Genomic DNA, 15,498 nt, shown 5'->3' with positions numbered 1-15,498 from the left:
TCAGCCTCGCCACATGTTGACGACCTTGGCACCACGCTCGGGCGCATGGTCCAGCAGGCGCGAGAGTTCGGCGGCGGTCTCGCGGACCCGGGCCACGATCACGTCCAGCTGGCTGGCATCGATGTGTGGTGAGGGAATGGTCGCACCCAGCGCCGCCACCACATTGCCGGAATGATCGCGCACCGGGGCGGCGACGGTGGAAATGCTGGTTTCGAAGAAGCCTTCCTGCAAGACGAAGCCGCGCTCCTTGTCGGCCTGCACCATGTCGAACAGCTCGACCACGGTCTTGGGCGTGTTGCTGGAGAATACTTCCAGGTGTTCTTCCGGATACAGAGTGCGCAGTTGCGGCAGGGTCAGGTCTTCCAGCAGCACGCGGCCCAGCACGGTGGCATGCGCGGGCAGACGGGTACCGACGTTGACGTGGCTGGTGAAGGCGGTCTGGGTGACCGACTTGGCGACGTAGACGATGGAACGGCCATCGCGCACCACCAGGTTGCAGGAGTAGCCGATCTCGTCGCGCAGGCGTTCCAGCAGCGGGCGGCCGATCTCGGTCAGCTCCAGCGAGGCCAGATATTCAAAGCCCAGGCGCAGTACCGACATGCCCAGACGATAATCACGCCCGCCATCGGCGCGCTCGACGAAGCCCATGCGTTCCAGCGTGGCCAAGAGACGGAACACGGTGGAGCGCGGAATGTCCAGGCGGCGCGCCAGCTCGGGAGCGGAGAGGGTCTTGTCCTGGCGGCTGAATTCGCACAGCAGGCGCAGGCCACGTTCCAGGCCGGGGACGGAGTACTTGTCTTGCGACTCTTCTTCTGGCATCACTGGTTTGTTCATGATGATTATCTGTTCTGGTTGGTTGAGGTGAACTGCGCGCGCACCAGCGCGGCAAAGGACGACGGCTGCTCGATATAGCAGGCATGGCCGGCGCCGTCCACCAATTGAAAGGGAAGTTCAAACTGCCGGGCCAGCCCTTCACTGGCCTGCGGGGTGGTGACGATATCTTCTGCACCGCAGGCCACCGACACCCCCCGTCGTGGCGCTGCCTGCAGATAAGTCGCGATATCATCACCGCACAACAAGTGCACCGCCTGGGTATAGCCCTGCGCATCGAGCCGCTGCATGTTCCAGCGTACCCAGGCGTGCTGTTCTTCACTGGCCTGTGCCGACAGCAGGCGCGTGCGCTGCAAGGCCAGACCAGCCACACCCAGCCGCTGCAAGGCGTCCAGGCGCTCCCGGCGCACCTGCGCAGACCGTTCTTGCTGACCGGCAGCGCCATAGCCCTGGGCCGGGTCGGCCAGCAGGGTGCAGCGTGCGCGACCATCACCGTGGGCCAGGTAGGCGGCCGCCATCAAGGCGCCCAGCGAGTGACCGACCAGCACGCACTGCGTGATCTCCAGCGCCGCCAGCATCTGCTGCAGACGCCGGGCATAATCGTCCGCCTTGGGCACGTCCATCGGCAGTGGCGTGGAGCTGCCATAGCCGGGCGCATTCCAGGCGATCACGCGGGCATCGGCGGCCAGCGCCAACGCCGTATTGAGCCAGGAGGCCGCGCCCGAGCTGATGCCATGCAGCAGGACCACGACCCGCTCGTTGTCGCTGCGCCCGCCGACGCGATAGCTGACCTGCCCGCCTGGCACGGCAACGTGCTGCTCGGGAAAATGACGGGCCAGCAGTGCCAGCCAGGCATGCAGGCTGTCATCCGATCCGGCGGGCAACGTGGCGTTCATGGTCGGTCTCTCGGTCTTCAGCGCTTGATCGAGGCCAGTGGATGCTCGGGCGGATAGGTCGGCGTGATGGGCTTCTTGGCGCCCAGCATCACGCACATCAGTGCATCCTCGTCACCGATGTTGATTTCCTCGCGATACACCCCTGGCGGCACCGACACCACGTCGCGGTCGGTGAGGATGGTTTCGAAACGTTCGCCATCCTTCTCAAGTACCAGCTTGAGTTTGCCGCGCAGGACAAAGAAGACTTCCTCGACATCGATGTGCAGATGCGAGGGACCTTCGTGGCCGGCCGGGATGATCATGGTCGAGAAGGTGAAGTGTTCGGACGGAATCACGTTGGCATCTTGCGCCACCCCGGTTCCGCCGGTACCGATGTAGCGCATCTGGGCGCGGCGATACTTGGGGTCGTAGTCGGCCTGGAACTTCAGCGCATTCCAGTCGTACGTGCGGGTCGACAGGCGCGCCACGCGCGACTCCATCCAGTCGGCAAAGCTGGCGCCGGCCGGGCGGTCCCAGCTGCGGCCCATGTTTTCCTGTTCGGACATATCGGTCATGCTTTTCTCCTTGAATTGATTCTGAATTGATCCGGGTCCAGCACCTGCCCTGCAGGCAGCTTCAGTGCATCACGAATCCGCCATTGACGGCCATTACCTGGCCGGTAAAGAAACGCGCCAGATCCGACAGGGCGAACACCACGGCACCGCACACATCCTCCGGCAACTGATCTCGTTGCAGGGCGCGGCCATCGAGGTAATGTTGATGACGCGCCTGCGGCACGTACTCGGTCGCCTCCACCAGGGTCAGGCCGGGTGCCACGGCATTGACCGTGATATTGTCGCCGCCCAGTTCGCGCGCCAGCGAGCGGGTCATGCCGATGACCGCACTCTTGCTGGCGACATAGGCCAGCAGATTGGGCGCGCCCCACAATGGCGTGTCCGAAGAAAGATTGACGATGGCGCCACGCCCCGAGGCGCGCAAGGCCGGCAGGCAGGCATTGGTCATGAGCCAGGTACCGCGCACGTTGACGTCCATGACGCGGTCCCACATCTCCAGCGCCAGTTGCTCGCTGCTCCTGCCACCGGAATTGGTGATGGCGGCGTTGTTGATCAGCCCGTCAAGTCCCCCCAGCCATGCGATGGCGGCCTGCGCAGAGGATTGCACCGATGCCGGATCCGCCAGGTCCAGCGTGAAACCCTCGACGGCCAGACCGCGTTGCTGCAACGTGCAGACCGCAGCCGCCAGGGTGTCCTGCAGGATATCGGCCATGGCCACCCTGGCCCCGGCGGCGGCAAGGGCTTCGACGAACGCCAGGCCGAGGCCGCGTGCCGCGCCAGTGACCAGAATGCGTCGTCCTGCCAAAAGAGTCACCGTGCTTGCTGCTGACATGTTCATGCTCCTGTGTCCTGTCGGGAAATCGCCATCAAGCTCAGACGGTGCTGGTATGGACCTTGGGCAGGTAGTGCAGTACCTTGCGTTCGGCCCAGACCACCGCGCCGTAGGTGACTACGCCGATCAGGGTCAGGGCGACGATGGAGACGAAGACGGCGGCGGTGTTGCCCTGCCCTTCGCCATCCACCAGCAGATAGCCCAGACCCTGGTTGCCACCGACCAGCTCGCCCACGGTCACGCCGATCACCGACAGCGTGGAGGCGATACGCAGCCCCGAGAACAGTGCCGGCAGTGCCGAGCGAAACTCCACCAGATGGAAAATCTGCCAGCGCCCGGCATTGAGCGTACGCACCAGGTTGACCATATCGGGGTCGACAGTACGGATGGCCGAGAGCACGTTGATCATGATGGGGAAGAACACGATCAATACCGCCACGATGATCTTGGGATAGATGGTGTAGCCCAGCCACATCACGAACAGCGGCGCAAAAGCGACCTTGGGCGCGATCTGCAGTGCCAGGATGTAGGGCGAGAGCATGGCTTCGGCACGCGGCGAGAGGCCCAGCGCCACACCGACGGCCAAGCCGAGCAAGGCCCCGAAGAGGAAACCGAACACCACCTCCATGGCAGTCACACCGAAGTGCTGCAGCAGTTGTGCGTTGTTCCACATCACCACGCCCTCACGCACGACCTGCATGAAATTGGGCAGGATGTATTCGGGCAGGCCGAGCATGCCGGGCCCCCATTGCCAGGCGGCGATGAAGAGCACCAGCAGCACCAGGCTGCCACATACGGTACGTGCCTTCTCACTGAACAGCGGACGACGTGGCTGGGTCGCGGGTACAGCGGATGGCTCGGAACTGGACATGGTCAGGTCTTTGGCTGTCGTGGTGTTCATGATTACTTGGCCACTCCCACGAACTGGTTGGTGAAGAGTTCATTGAGCGGCGTGGCTTTGCTCACGATGCCTTCGCTGACGTAGAACTTCTGCACCGCATCCATGCGCGCCGGGTCGATCTGGCCCAGGGTCTTCTGGTTGGCATAGACGTATTTGTCGTACATCTCGAAGGTGGCCTGGATGCTGGCCTCCTTGCCCTTGTAGCTGGGCAGCGCGGCGACATAGTCATCGGCAGCGGCCTTGGGGTCTTTCATGATGTCCTGCATGCCGCGCAGGGTGGCGCGCACCAGCCGCTTCAACAGTTCGGGGTTCTTCTTGATGGTGTCATCCGAGGCCAGGATGGCCTGCGCCATGCTCTTGAAACCGCCGTTGTCCAGCAGCTCCAGCTTGGCGCCGGCATCGGTCGCATTGACCACCCAGTCGGGCACCCCGGCAAAGCCCTGCGACTTGCCCGAGGTGTAGAGCTGCCACACGCCGGCGGGACCGGCGGCCTGGATCTGCACATCGGTCTTGGACAGTCCGGCAGTCTTGAGGCTACCGAGGAAGGCGTAATAGGTGGTGTCGGTATAGGACATGACGGTCACTGTCTTGCCCTTCAGATCCTTCAGGGTCTTGATGCCATCGGCCGGATTGGCCGCCACCATGGTGACGGAACCTGCCCCCAGCACGGCAATGGCCTTCACCGGAATGCCGTTGGCACGTACCACGATGGGCGTATCCCCGATGGCACCGCCGATGACGGCATTGCCGGCACCGATCTGCTTGGCCACGTCAACGCCACCCTTGGCGACGATGAAACTGACCTTGAGATTTTCGTCGGCGTAATAGCCCTTGTGCTGGGCCAGCACCCAAGGGGCGAAGGCTGGTGAATTGGGGGGCGCGGGCAGCAGGTAGGTCACTTCTTCCGGGGCCGCGTGGGCCACTGCCGGAACGACGGTCACGCCGACGGCGGCAACCAGGGCAAGTGCACTGGCGGCGGATGCAAACAGGTTCTTCATGTTTCTGGCTCTCCCTTGAGGTCTCTCTGTTGACGGGTGAAAACGGGTGAAGATGCAGCGTGAAATCAGTGGAGCTCGGCGGTCTCTTTGCCCACCTTGAGCAGTTCCATCAGGCGTCCTTGCAACGGACCGATCTCGGGCAGCTTGCGACGCTCCAGCGGGTTGTCGCGGAACGGCAGGTTGACTTCGATTTCCTCGACGATGGTGCCGGGACGTTCGCTCATGACCAGCAGACGGTCCGACAGGGCGATGGCTTCCACCAGGTCGTGGGTGATGAAGAGCGCGGTCTTCTTCTTTTCGTAGAGCATCTTGGCCAGGTCCTGCTGCAGCACCATCTTGGTCTGCGCATCCAGGGCAGAGAAAGGCTCATCGAGCAACAGCACCTGCGGATCCACCGCCAGCGTCCGGGCCAGCGCGGCGCGCTGGCGCATGCCACCGGAGAGCTGGTACGGGTAATGCTCCTCGAAGCCCTTGAGGTGGCACTTGGCCAGCAGTTCATCGGCGATGCGACGGCGTTCGGCCTCGCGCATGCCATCGATCTCCAGGCCGAGGGTGACGTTGGCGCGGATATTGCGCCAGGGCATGAGCAAATCCTTCTGCAGCATGAAGGCCACCTTGCGGACCGGCTTGGTCACTTTCTCGCCACCGACGAAGACCTCGCCCTCGCTGGGCAGGTACAGGCCGGCCCCCATGTTGAGCAGCGTGCTCTTGCCACAGCCCGAGGGACCGATGATGGAGACCACCTCGCCACTTTTGATGGACAGATTGACATTGGTGACGGCCGCCCGTGCTTGTGCCGTCTGGCGATCGACAAAACGCTTGCCGACCTTGCGGAATTCGATTTCGATCATGTTGCCTCTGCTCTTTGCCCTGGCACGCGGTTGCGCCCCAGCTAGTCTTCCCGGCTGCCGCCTCTGATGGACGGGTGTCTCCTGCCGGGCGCGGAAACGTTCCATATATGAAACAACAATTTATATATGGGAGATATTCAACGCCAATATAGCAGATATCTCGGCGCGGAATAACTTATTTTGTTCCATATATGAACTGATGGTTTATATAAAAACCGTTTCAGAGCAAAAAGCAAATTACATACCAGGCTCGAAAGCCCCGTCTGACCGGGTTTATGTCAGGCAGGACAAACTTCGTCGCCCCAAAATCTCCCGTCGCCACCAAAGTACGGTGCAGCTTTGCACTGCCTTGGCGCCTGTCGCGGCTGCGCGACGCTGGGCATTACGCCGGGCTTCCCCGCGCTTGTCGTGGAAATGCCATGAGAAAGCAACTGAATCGACATCACGGAAAAATAATCACAACTTGACGGATCTTTTCTGGATGAGCCAACTCAATAGCGTTACAAGATCCGTGCATATCGTCATAAAGCAGGCAATTAGTTGCGCAAATTGCATGCAATTAAACGAACATGGCGTATAGACCGCGTAAAAATGTGTAATTGCATCATTTATATACGGGAATTTCATTCACCCTGTACATGGCGGCCACAGCCATGGCAGGTCTGAGGGGGTCTTGCAACCTGATCGGAAGCAAATTACATCTAGAGGGGCTTTTCCATGAACAAATTGAAAGTATCCACCCGCCTGGCCTTGGGCTTTGCCAGCGTTGTCGTCTTGCTGGTCGTCATTTCTCTCGTCGGCGTGTGGGGCATGTCCACGGTCAAGGGCAACCTGTCCGACATCATCGTCAACAACCAGCAGGGTTCGATGGTGGACCAGATGAACACCAGCGTGCGCGTCCGTGCTCTGGCCATCCGCAACATTGCGCTGTTCCAGGATCCGGCGCTGATCAAGCGCGAGATCGATCGCATCAAGGTGCAGGAAAAGTCCTATCAGGAGGCGCGCACCAAGCTCGCCAAGCTCTTTGAACAGCCGGGGACGACGCCAAAGGAACATGAACTCTTTGATCGGATCGCGCAGAACGCCGCCGAGACCGAGCCACTGCTGGCCCAGGCCGTGGCGCTGGCCCAGGACAACAAGACGGCGGAAGTGACCAGCCTGCTGGTCCAGAAGATCCGCCCGGTCCAGGCCAAATGGCTGGACAACCTGGATGAACTGGGCAGTTTCGAAGACAAGCTCAACGCCCAGGCGGCTGCCGACTCTGACGTCACTTACAGTGGCATCCTGACCACCACCTGGACGCTGGTGGCCGCTGCGGTACTGCTGGCCTTGGGCGCAGCCTTCCTGATCGTGCGCAGCGTGCTGCGCCAGCTCGGTGGCGAACCGGCACATGCCCAGGAACTGGCGGCCCAGATCGCCCAGGGCAACCTGGCCGTGACGATCCCGCTGACCAAGGGTGACCACAGCAGCCTGATGGCCTCGCTGGAGAACATGCGCGCCCAGCTGACCAGCATCGTCGATGGCATCAAGCGTTCGGCCGAGTCGATTTCCACCGCCGCCGGCCAGATCGCGGTAGGCAACCTGGATCTGTCGCGCCGTACCGAAGAGCAGGCGGCGTCGCTGGAAGAAACTGCGTCGAGCATGGAAGAGATCACCTCCACCGTGGAGCAGAACACCCAGAACGCCGGCCAGGGCAACCAGCTGGCGCGCTCTGCCTCACTGCATGCGCAAAAGGGCGGCGAGGTGGTGGAACGTGTGGTCGATACCATGAAGGATATTTCCGACAGCGCCAACAAGATCACTGAGATCATTTCGACCGTGGAAGGTATCGCTTTCCAGACCAATATCCTGGCACTCAACGCCGCCGTGGAAGCCGCTCGTGCCGGCGAACAGGGCCGCGGCTTCGCAGTGGTGGCGACCGAGGTGCGTTCGCTGGCCCAGCGCAGTGCCTCGGCGGCCAAGGAAATCCGGGGCTTGATCGAGTCGTCGGTACAGCACGTGGGAGCAGGCCAGAAACTGGTCGACGAGGCCGGCCAGACCATGAGCCAGGTGGTGCAGTCGATCCAGCAGGTCAATGACCTGATGAGCGAAATCACGGCGGCGTCCAGCGAACAGAGCTCGGGCATCAGCCAGATCAACATCGCCATCTCGCAGATGGATGAAGTGACGCAGCAGAACGCAGCGCTGGTGGAAGAATCGGCCAGCGCTGCGCAATCCATGGCGCAACAGGCCGACAGCCTGCGACAGGCCGTGTCGGTATTTCGTATCGAGCCGCCAGCGCTGGCGCCGCTTGTTTCTCGTGAACCCGGCTTCGGCAGCACGACTGCCCTGCTGAGCCCGGCCTGAAGTCGCGCCGCCGGCCGCCTCCTCAATGCAGGGCGCGGCCGCGGTGCTCCAGCCACGACAGCCAGCGCACCAGCGGCAGCAACAGCGCCAGGTAAAGCAAGGCCGCCAGCACGATGGGCGAAGGATTGTAGACCAGCGACTGGGCATCGCGCGCCACACGCAGCAGTTCGGGCAGCGCCACCACGCTGGCAATGGTGGTGAGCTTGATGACTTCGATGCCATTACCCACCAGGTCCGGCAAGGCGTTGCGCACCGCCTGGGGAACCACCACGTACGCCAGCGCCTGGGTGCGCGAGAGACCAGTGGAGCGCGCCGCTTCCATCTGTCCGCCGGGAACGCTCTCGATGCCGGCGCGCAGCACCTCGGCGAAGTAACTGGAATTGTTGAGCATGAAGCCCAGCGCCACCGCCAGCAGCTTGGGCAGTTCCAGCCCCAGGAACGGCGCGCCGAAATAGATCAGGATCAGCAGCACCAGCGGCGGGAAGGAACGGAAAAAGTCCACATACACCGCCACGGCAATGCGCACCGTGCGCGAACGGCTCTGGGTCGCCAGCAAGGCCAGCAGCAAACCCGAGATCACACCGATCGGAATGACCAGCAGCGACAGCCACACCGTGGTCCACAAGCCTCCCAGCAGGAAAGGCAGGACCTGGCGGTACACCTCCAGGTTGAAGAAATTCTGCAGCAAGGCATCCATGATGGCCCTCTCCTATCGTTTCCAGCGCCAGCGCGTTTCCAGCCAGCGCGCCAACAAGACCACCGGAATGAAGATCAGCAGGTAGGCTGCCGCCCCCAGCATCAGCGGGGTCGGATTGCCGGCATTGCTGCTGGCGGCCTGGGCCGTGTTGAGAATTTCGGACAAGGCGACCACCGAGCCCAGCGCCGTATTCTTGGTGATCGAGATGACGCGGTTGGTCAGCGGCGGCACGGCCATGCGCAAGGCCTGCGGCAGGATCACGGCGGCCATGGTCTGCCCCCAGGACAGCCCGGTCGAGCGGGCCGCCTCGCTCTGCCCGCGCGGCAAGGAAGCGATGCCGGCCCAGATGCTCTCTTCGGCATAGGCGGCCAATACAAGCGTCAGCGCCAGCCAGGTCGCGGTGAAGGACGACATGGCCAGGTCGATATACGGAAACGCAAAGAAGAGCACGATGATCAGGATCAGCGGCGGCAAGGCCCGCATCACATCGGCAAAGGCCACCACCAGCCACACCAGGCCACGCTTGCCGGTAGCGCGCAGCACCGCCAGCAGCAGGCCCAGCAGCAGGCCGGAGACGATCACGGCCAGGCTCAGCAGCACGGTCACGCCCATGCCGCGCAGGATGTCGGGCCAGTAGCGGGCGGCGATCTCGGCGTTGAAGAAGGTGAAGAGGAATTGCTCCATGGTTCAGCCGTGCTGTGCAAAGCGCGCCACGAAGGCTTTGGTGCGGGCTTGCTGCGGATCGCCGAAGATCTGCTCGGGCGGTCCTTCCTCGACGATCACGCCACCGTCCATGAAGACCACGCGATCGGCCGCCGCGCGGGCAAAGGCCATTTCGTGCGTGACCACCAGCATGGTCATGCCGGCTTCGCGCAGTTGACGCATCACCTGCAGCACGCTGCCGACCAGTTCGGGATCGAGGGCGCTGGTCGGTTCATCGAACAGCATCACCTTGGGTTCCAGTGCGATGCCTCGAGCGATGCCCACGCGCTGCTGCTGGCCGCCGGAAAGCTGGCCGGGGAAGGCTGATGCCTTCTCCAGCATCCCCACCTGCTCCAGGGCCCGCCGCGCGCGCCGCTCGGCCTCGGCCTGGGAATGCTTCTGCACCTTCTTCAGGGCCAGCATCACGTTGCCCAGCACGCTCATGTGCGGATAGAGGTTGAACTGCTGGAACACCATGCCGACCTTCTGACGGATCGCATTGAGGTCGGCGCGGGCGTGCATGATGTCCACGCCGTCCACCACGATCTGGCCGGCGCTGGGTTCTTCTAGCCGGTTGCAGCAACGCAGCATGGTGCTCTTGCCCGAACCGGACGGGCCGATCACGCAGATCAGCTGGCCCGGCCGCACGCGCAGGTCGATCCCGCGCAGGACCGTATTGCCCTCATAGGACTTGTGCAGGCCGACGATTTCAAGGATGGGTGCGGCGAGGTTCATGGCGGCATCAGTCTCGGTTCGTTCAGGCGATTCGGGCAATCCGGGCGCGGTGCTGCGGGCTCACTTGCACTTGAGCGTCACGGGCGTCGGGTCGTAGCCATCCAGGCCCGGCACGCCCTGCCCCACGCCGACCTTGACCACGGTGGCATCTGGCGCCGGGGTATAGCCGAACCACTTCTGCGCGATCTTGCCCAGCGTGCCGTCTTGCTTCATGCACTTGAGCGCCATGCCGGCGGCGTCGCGGCCGGCCTTGTCATCCAGGCGGAAGGCCAGTGCCCACACCAGGCCGGTCTTGACGGTGTAGGAGGTCTGCACGGCCGGATTCTGCTTGGCGGCCCAGGCGGCCACGGTGCTGCCGGCCAGGTTGGCGTCGGCACGGCCGGATTGCACGGCCTGCACCGCATCGGCGTTGTTGCCATAGACGTCGTACTTGAAGCCGTACTTGGGTGCGTTGTCGCGTGCCCACAGCTCATAGGCCGAGCCCTTGTTGACCGAGATGGTCTTGCCCTTCAGGTCTTCCAGCGCATGGATGGGGGCGGCGCCCTTCTTGATGACGAAGGTGTAGTCGGTATCCAGATAACCCTCGGTGAAGAGCATGGACTTGGCGCGCTCGGGGGTGGCCGTCACGGGCGCCAGCACGAAGTCATATTTCTTGGCATTGAGCCCCGGTACCAGGCCGGAAAACTCGGTGCCTTCGATCTCGATCTTGCGGCCCAGGCGGCGCGCCAGTTCTTCGCCCAGGTCGATGTTGAAGCCTTGCAGGCCACCGCCCAGCTTGACCATGGCATGCGGCGCAAAGGTGGCATCCACACCGGTACGCAGCGGACCACTCTGCGCCATCGCGCCGGCCGACAACAGCGCACTGGCCGAGAGCACGGCCAGCAGGGAACACTTCAGGGAAGACTTGGAAGGTAGGGCCAGGAACGGGAACATCGCAACACTCCTCGATTGGGTGGAAGGTGGACAGTGATTCAGGTAGACAGCTCGGACGGCGACAGCGGCTCGCCGGCCCCGGTGCGCTCGACGATGAGACGGTAATGCTCGGGACGGCGGTGCTTGGCGAAATTGAAGACATGCTGCAGAAATGTTTCACCCAGTTGCAGATCGCAACTGGCGAAGATCACCTCATCCTCCTCACCCTGCGCCTGCGCCACGATCTCGCCGGAAGGCGCCACGATGGCCGAGCCGCCGATCATGTGGAAACCATCCTCGAATCCGCACTTGGCAGCGGCGGCCACCCACAATCCGTTCTGGTAGGCATTGGCCTGCAGCGACAGCAGGTGGTGGAACATGCGCAGGTGCGGCGGCTCGTTCCAGTGGATGTTCCAGGATGGCGTGTTGTAGCCCAGCGTGACGATGCGCGCGCTCTGCAGGCTCATGACGCGATAGGTCTCCGGCCAGCGACGGTCATTGCACAGGCACTGGCCGATGCGCGTGCCCAGCATGTCGGTGACACCGAAGCCATCGTTGCCGACTTCGAAGTACTTCTTTTCCAGATGCTGGAAAGGCGCATCGGGCTTGTGGTCGCTGTGTCCGGGCAGGTGGATCTTGCGATAGCGCGCCACGATCCTGGCCTGGTCATCCACCAGGATGGCGGTGTTGTAGTGATGGCCATCGGGTGTAAGTTCACCATAGCCCAGGTAGAAGCCGATCCCCAGCTGCGCGGCCAGATCGAACAGCGGCCGGGTCTGCGGGCCGGGCATCTCGGACTCAAAGAAACGGGCATCGATCTCGGCCTGGTCTTCCATCCAGTAGCGCGGGAAGAAGGTGGTCAGTGCCAGTTCGGGAAACACCACCATCTTCGCGCCACGGGCGGCGGCCTCGCGCATCATCTCCAGCAGGCGGCGCACCACCGTGGTCCGGTCTTCGGCCAGTTGCACCGGCCCCATCTGGGCCACGGCCAGGCCGAAACGATTGTCCTTGTTGCTCATTGCGATTCCCATGCCTTTCCCTTGAGGCCGAGCAGACCCGGCAGATGGCTGCGTGTCGGCCGCTGCGCAATGCTGGCCGGCTCCGGACACTGGCGCGCGATATAGCGGCCCGAGCCGCGCGCCACTTTCAGTTCACCCGCGCTGACCACCACGCGGCCACGGCTGATGACCACTTCCGGCCAGCCCTTGATCTGCCGTCCTTCGTAGGGCGTATAGCCCACGTTGTCGTGCAGGAGAGCGGCAGTGATGGTGGTCTCGCGTTCCGGGTTCCAGATCACCAGGTCGGCATCGAGCCCCTCGGCGATGTTTCCCTTGCAGTGCGACAGCCCATACATGTGGGCGTGATTGGTCGCCGTCAGGCGCACGAATTCGTGGATGTCGAGGCGGCCCTTGAGCACGCCTTCGGAAAACAGCAGCGGCAGGCGCAACTCGATGCCCGGCACGCCATTGGCCATTTCCTTGAAGGTGGTGTCTTCGCCGCGCGGCAGCTTGCCGCTCTCGTCGAAGCGATACGGCGCATGGTCGGAGCTATACATGCCCAGCGTGCCATCCTTGAGCCCGGCCCAGACCGCCTCCTGGGCGTTGGCATCGCGCGGCGGCGGGCTGCAGCAATACTTGGCCCCCTCCACGCCGGGCAGGTCGATATCCTCCGCCGTAAGGAACAGGTATTGCGGGCAGCTCTCGGCGTAGATCTGCGCGCCCAGCAGCCGGGCATTGCGAATGGTCTGCACCGTCTCGGCACCGGCCACGTGCACGATCAACACCGGCACGCCGATCAGGCGCGACAAGGCAATGGCGCGATGGCTGGCCTCAGCCTCGGCCAGCGGATCGTGCGCCACCGCGTGGAACTTGGGGGCGGTATGTCCCTGGTCCAGCAGGCGCGAGGCGAGCCAGCGGATCATGTCGTGATTCTCCGCATGGATCATCACCAGCGCCCCTTCGCGGCCGGCCAGCGCCATCACGTCCAGCAGCTGGTAATCATCGAGCTTGAGGGCGTTGTAGGTCATGTAGACCTTCAGCGAGGTGATGCCTTCGCGGATGGCTTGCGGCAGGTCGTGTTGCAGGGCCTGCTCGTCAGGGTCGGCCAGGATCAGGTGGAAGCCATAGTCGATCACCGCCTTCTCGCGGGCGCGTTGCGCATAATCGGCGATCACGTCGGGAATGCGCTTGCCGCGATGCTGGGCCGCAAAGGGAATGATGGTGGTGGTGCCGCCGAAAGCGGCCGAGACCGTGCCTGAATAGAAATCATCGGCACACATCATGCCCATGCCGGAGAGCTGTTCGATGTGGCAATGGCTGTCGATGCCACCGGGCAGGACCCAGCGGCCTGCGGCATCAATGTCGTCGCGGCCGGGCGGCAGGTCCGCCGCGATGCGCACGATCACGCCATCCTTGACGCCAATATCGGCCAGGAAGGTCTCGCGATCAGTACTGATGCGGCCGTTGCGGATGGTCAGGTCGAAGTCCATGCGGTGGTCTCAGGGTCAGAAGGTTCCGGGATAGGCGCCGCCATCCATGAGCAGATTTTGTCCGGTGACAAAACCGGCCTGGGCGCTGCACAGCCAGGCGCAGGCATCGCCGAATTCGGCCGGCTGGCCGAAGCGGCCGGCCGGGTTGGCGGCACGGCGCGCGGCCAATACTTCCTCAGCCGTCTTGCCGGTGCCACGGGCGCTGGCTGCCGCCGTGGTGAGAAGGCGCTCGGTCTCGAAGGGACCGGGCAAGAGATTGTTGATCGTCACATTGTGGGCCACGGTCTTTCTCGCCAGACCGGCAACGAATCCGGTCAGGCCGGAACGCGCGCCATTGGACAGGCCAAGGATGTCGATGGGTGCTTTCACCGCCCCGGAAGTGATGTTGACGATGCGGCCGAAGCCTCGCTTCATCATGCCGTCCACGGTGGCCTTGATCAGTTCGATGGGGGTGAGCATGTTGGCGTCGATGGCGGCGATCCAGTCTTCGCGCGACCACTCGCGGAAGTCGCCCGGCTTGGGGCCACCTGCATTGGTCACCAGGATGTCCGGCGCGGGACAGGCGGCCAGCGCCAGGGCACGGCCCTCGGGGGTGGTGATGTCACCGGCCACGGTGATGACGGTGGCGCCGGTGGCGTCCCGCACCTGCTGCGCCGCTGCCTCAAGCACCTCGGCACCCCGTGCGGTCATGGTCACGGCCACACCCTCGCGTGCCAGCGAGATGGCGCAGGCCAGTCCCAGGCCTTTGCTGGAAGCGCAGACCAGTGCGCGTCGTCCGGCGATTCCCAGATTCATCGGCGGCTCCTCAGCGGATCACCAGCGCACCGCGCTGATCCAGGTCCAGGCCCACGCGAGCGATCACGGCTTCCAGTTCGCGCTCGGTCTCGGGATCGATACGCATGCCGGGCGAGCGGATGGCGTCGCTGCTGATGACACCGCGCTTGCGATAGACGTACTTGCGCAACGAGAGCCCGATCTTGGGCTGGAATTCATAGCGGATCAGCGGGCAGTACTTGTCGAAAGTGGCCGCCGCACCGGCCAGGTCACCGGCCGCGAACTGGTCATAGATGCGCACCAGGATCTCCGGGAAGGCAAACCCGGTCATGGTGCCGACCGCACCGCGCTGCAACTCTTCCAGGAAATACACCCCGCCCAGGCCACCGAAGATGCGCATCGATTCCCCGGCCAGGTCGCGGATGCGGCTGATCTTCTGGCCTACCGGCGGCTCTTCCATCTTGATGAAGTTGACGCCGCCTTCGCGTCCCAGGCGGGCGATCACCTCGGCCTTGATCTCGGTACCGAAGGAATCCGGGAAATCATGGATCACCACGGGGATGGAGAGCGCCGCCGCCAGCGATTTGTAGTAGTCGAACTGCACCGCATCGGAGGCCATGTCCAGCGGTGCCGCGAAGACGGCTGCCGCACCCGCCTCGGCTGCCTCGGTGGCTTGCTCGATGGCACCGGCCAGGCCCAGTGCGCGCACACCGACCCACACCGGCACCCGTCCGGCAGCACACTTGACGAACGTGGACGTCACCGCGCGGCGCTCGGCGTTGGAGAGCTTGTGGGCTTCGCCGAGGAAACCGAGGATGGCCAGGCCGGACACGCCAGCTGCGATCTGGAATTCGACCAGGCTGGCGATGCTGCCCAGGTCGAGTGCGCCATCGGCGTGGAAAGGCGTGGGGCAGATGGTATAGACACCGCGCGCAGTGGCCAGCGCGGAAGCAGGGGCGAGAGTTGAAGACATGCGCGACG

Annotated in this window: 16 protein-coding genes; 1 reads left to right on the top strand and 15 read right to left on the bottom strand. The window is 63.6% G+C overall.

Translation table 11 applies throughout. The features are described from left to right. The 7 genes from GWL_RS04280 to GWL_RS04250 form a co-directional block, all read right to left on the bottom strand. Positions 1-834, bottom strand: a complete 834-nt coding sequence (locus GWL_RS04280; RefSeq protein ID WP_034350045.1) for an IclR family transcriptional regulator — start codon at positions 832-834, stop codon at positions 1-3. Between the two features lie 5 nt (positions 835-839). Beyond that, positions 840-1,727: an alpha/beta fold hydrolase gene (locus tag GWL_RS04275; protein WP_008327055.1), complete on the bottom strand. Its 888-nt coding sequence runs from the start codon at positions 1,725-1,727 to the stop codon at positions 840-842. A gap of 17 nt (positions 1,728-1,744) precedes the next feature. Then, positions 1,745-2,281 carry a cupin domain-containing protein gene (locus GWL_RS04270; RefSeq protein ID WP_008327053.1) on the bottom strand — a complete coding sequence of 179 codons (537 nt, stop codon included), beginning with the start codon at positions 2,279-2,281 and terminating at the stop codon, positions 1,745-1,747. 61 nt (positions 2,282-2,342) lie between these two features. Beyond that, positions 2,343-3,113 carry an SDR family oxidoreductase gene (locus GWL_RS04265; protein WP_008327050.1) on the bottom strand — a complete coding sequence of 257 codons (771 nt, stop codon included), beginning with the start codon at positions 3,111-3,113 and terminating at the stop codon, positions 2,343-2,345. Positions 3,114-3,153: 40 nt separating this feature from the next. Continuing rightward, positions 3,154-4,014 carry an ABC transporter permease gene (locus GWL_RS04260; RefSeq protein WP_008327049.1) on the bottom strand — a complete coding sequence of 287 codons (861 nt, stop codon included), beginning with the start codon at positions 4,012-4,014 and terminating at the stop codon, positions 3,154-3,156. A 2-nt stretch (positions 4,015-4,016) separates the two neighbouring features. Continuing rightward, entirely contained in the window at positions 4,017-5,012 is a 996-nt protein-coding gene (locus GWL_RS04255) for an ABC transporter substrate-binding protein (RefSeq protein WP_008327048.1), read from the bottom strand. Between the two features lie 65 nt (positions 5,013-5,077). Then, complete coding sequence (locus GWL_RS04250) at positions 5,078-5,863, bottom strand: ABC transporter ATP-binding protein (RefSeq protein ID WP_008327047.1); 786 nt, start codon at positions 5,861-5,863, stop codon at positions 5,078-5,080. Between the two features lie 717 nt (positions 5,864-6,580). Here GWL_RS04250 and GWL_RS24075 point away from each other — a divergent pair. Further along, positions 6,581-8,209, top strand: a complete 1,629-nt coding sequence (locus GWL_RS24075; protein WP_008327046.1) for a methyl-accepting chemotaxis protein — start codon at positions 6,581-6,583, stop codon at positions 8,207-8,209. 22 nt (positions 8,210-8,231) lie between these two features. On the opposite strand, the gene GWL_RS04240 is transcribed toward GWL_RS24075, so the two are convergent. From GWL_RS04240 to GWL_RS04205, 8 genes are read right to left on the bottom strand one after another with little or no spacing between them, the layout of a single operon-like run. After that, positions 8,232-8,906 carry an amino acid ABC transporter permease gene (locus GWL_RS04240; protein WP_008327045.1) on the bottom strand — a complete coding sequence of 225 codons (675 nt, stop codon included), beginning with the start codon at positions 8,904-8,906 and terminating at the stop codon, positions 8,232-8,234. Between the two features lie 12 nt (positions 8,907-8,918). Further along, positions 8,919-9,590: an amino acid ABC transporter permease gene (locus tag GWL_RS04235; RefSeq protein WP_008327044.1), complete on the bottom strand. Its 672-nt coding sequence runs from the start codon at positions 9,588-9,590 to the stop codon at positions 8,919-8,921. Between the two features lie 3 nt (positions 9,591-9,593). Further along, positions 9,594-10,343, bottom strand: a complete 750-nt coding sequence (locus tag GWL_RS04230; RefSeq protein ID WP_008327042.1) for an amino acid ABC transporter ATP-binding protein — start codon at positions 10,341-10,343, stop codon at positions 9,594-9,596. A gap of 60 nt (positions 10,344-10,403) precedes the next feature. Then, a complete protein-coding gene (locus tag GWL_RS04225) occupies positions 10,404-11,276 on the bottom strand; it encodes a transporter substrate-binding domain-containing protein (RefSeq protein WP_008327039.1) in 873 nt (290 codons plus the stop codon). Between the two features lie 38 nt (positions 11,277-11,314). Continuing rightward, positions 11,315-12,274: an N-carbamoyl-D-amino-acid hydrolase gene (locus tag GWL_RS04220; RefSeq protein ID WP_034350039.1), complete on the bottom strand. Its 960-nt coding sequence runs from the start codon at positions 12,272-12,274 to the stop codon at positions 11,315-11,317. Then, entirely contained in the window at positions 12,271-13,743 is a 1,473-nt protein-coding gene (gene hydA / locus GWL_RS04215) for a dihydropyrimidinase (RefSeq protein ID WP_008327036.1), read from the bottom strand. The genes GWL_RS04220 and hydA overlap by 4 nt, the downstream gene beginning before the upstream one ends. A 15-nt stretch (positions 13,744-13,758) precedes the next feature. Then, on the bottom strand, positions 13,759-14,538 hold the full coding sequence (locus GWL_RS04210; RefSeq protein WP_008327034.1) for an SDR family oxidoreductase: 780 nt from the start codon (positions 14,536-14,538) through the stop codon (positions 13,759-13,761). 10 nt (positions 14,539-14,548) lie between these two features. Beyond that, complete coding sequence (locus GWL_RS04205; RefSeq protein WP_008327032.1) at positions 14,549-15,490, bottom strand: dihydrodipicolinate synthase family protein; 942 nt, start codon at positions 15,488-15,490, stop codon at positions 14,549-14,551. Positions 15,491-15,498: the final 8 nt, after the last annotated feature.

Source organism: Herbaspirillum sp. GW103 (assembly GCF_000261365.1).
Classification (GTDB): Bacteria; Pseudomonadota; Gammaproteobacteria; order Burkholderiales; family Burkholderiaceae_D; genus Herbaspirillum.
The sequence above is the reverse complement of the archived record's forward strand: the minus strand, read 5'-3'. Positions and strand labels throughout refer to the sequence as shown.

What these genes read in the sequence shown, in the direction of transcription:
- GWL_RS04280 (WP_034350045.1), bottom strand. Translation starts at nt 834, where the DNA reads ATGAACAAACCAGTGATGCCAGAAGAAGAGTCGCAAGACAAGTACTCC.
- GWL_RS04275 (WP_008327055.1), bottom strand. Translation starts at nt 1,727, where the DNA reads ATGAACGCCACGTTGCCCGCCGGATCGGATGACAGCCTGCATGCCTGG.
- GWL_RS04270 (WP_008327053.1), bottom strand. Translation starts at nt 2,281, where the DNA reads ATGACCGATATGTCCGAACAGGAAAACATGGGCCGCAGCTGGGACCGC.
- GWL_RS04265 (WP_008327050.1), bottom strand. Translation starts at nt 3,113, where the DNA reads ATGTCAGCAGCAAGCACGGTGACTCTTTTGGCAGGACGACGCATTCTG.
- GWL_RS04260 (WP_008327049.1), bottom strand. Translation starts at nt 4,014, where the DNA reads ATGAACACCACGACAGCCAAAGACCTGACCATGTCCAGTTCCGAGCCA.
- GWL_RS04255 (WP_008327048.1), bottom strand. Translation starts at nt 5,012, where the DNA reads ATGAAGAACCTGTTTGCATCCGCCGCCAGTGCACTTGCCCTGGTTGCC.
- GWL_RS04250 (WP_008327047.1), bottom strand. Translation starts at nt 5,863, where the DNA reads ATGATCGAAATCGAATTCCGCAAGGTCGGCAAGCGTTTTGTCGATCGC.
- GWL_RS24075 (WP_008327046.1), top strand. Translation starts at nt 6,581, where the DNA reads ATGAACAAATTGAAAGTATCCACCCGCCTGGCCTTGGGCTTTGCCAGC.
- GWL_RS04240 (WP_008327045.1), bottom strand. Translation starts at nt 8,906, where the DNA reads ATGGATGCCTTGCTGCAGAATTTCTTCAACCTGGAGGTGTACCGCCAG.
- GWL_RS04235 (WP_008327044.1), bottom strand. Translation starts at nt 9,590, where the DNA reads ATGGAGCAATTCCTCTTCACCTTCTTCAACGCCGAGATCGCCGCCCGC.
- GWL_RS04230 (WP_008327042.1), bottom strand. Translation starts at nt 10,343, where the DNA reads ATGAACCTCGCCGCACCCATCCTTGAAATCGTCGGCCTGCACAAGTCC.
- GWL_RS04225 (WP_008327039.1), bottom strand. Translation starts at nt 11,276, where the DNA reads ATGTTCCCGTTCCTGGCCCTACCTTCCAAGTCTTCCCTGAAGTGTTCC.
- GWL_RS04220 (WP_034350039.1), bottom strand. Translation starts at nt 12,274, where the DNA reads ATGAGCAACAAGGACAATCGTTTCGGCCTGGCCGTGGCCCAGATGGGG.
- hydA (WP_008327036.1), bottom strand. Translation starts at nt 13,743, where the DNA reads ATGGACTTCGACCTGACCATCCGCAACGGCCGCATCAGTACTGATCGC.
- GWL_RS04210 (WP_008327034.1), bottom strand. Translation starts at nt 14,538, where the DNA reads ATGAATCTGGGAATCGCCGGACGACGCGCACTGGTCTGCGCTTCCAGC.
- GWL_RS04205 (WP_008327032.1), bottom strand. Translation starts at nt 15,490, where the DNA reads ATGTCTTCAACTCTCGCCCCTGCTTCCGCGCTGGCCACTGCGCGCGGT.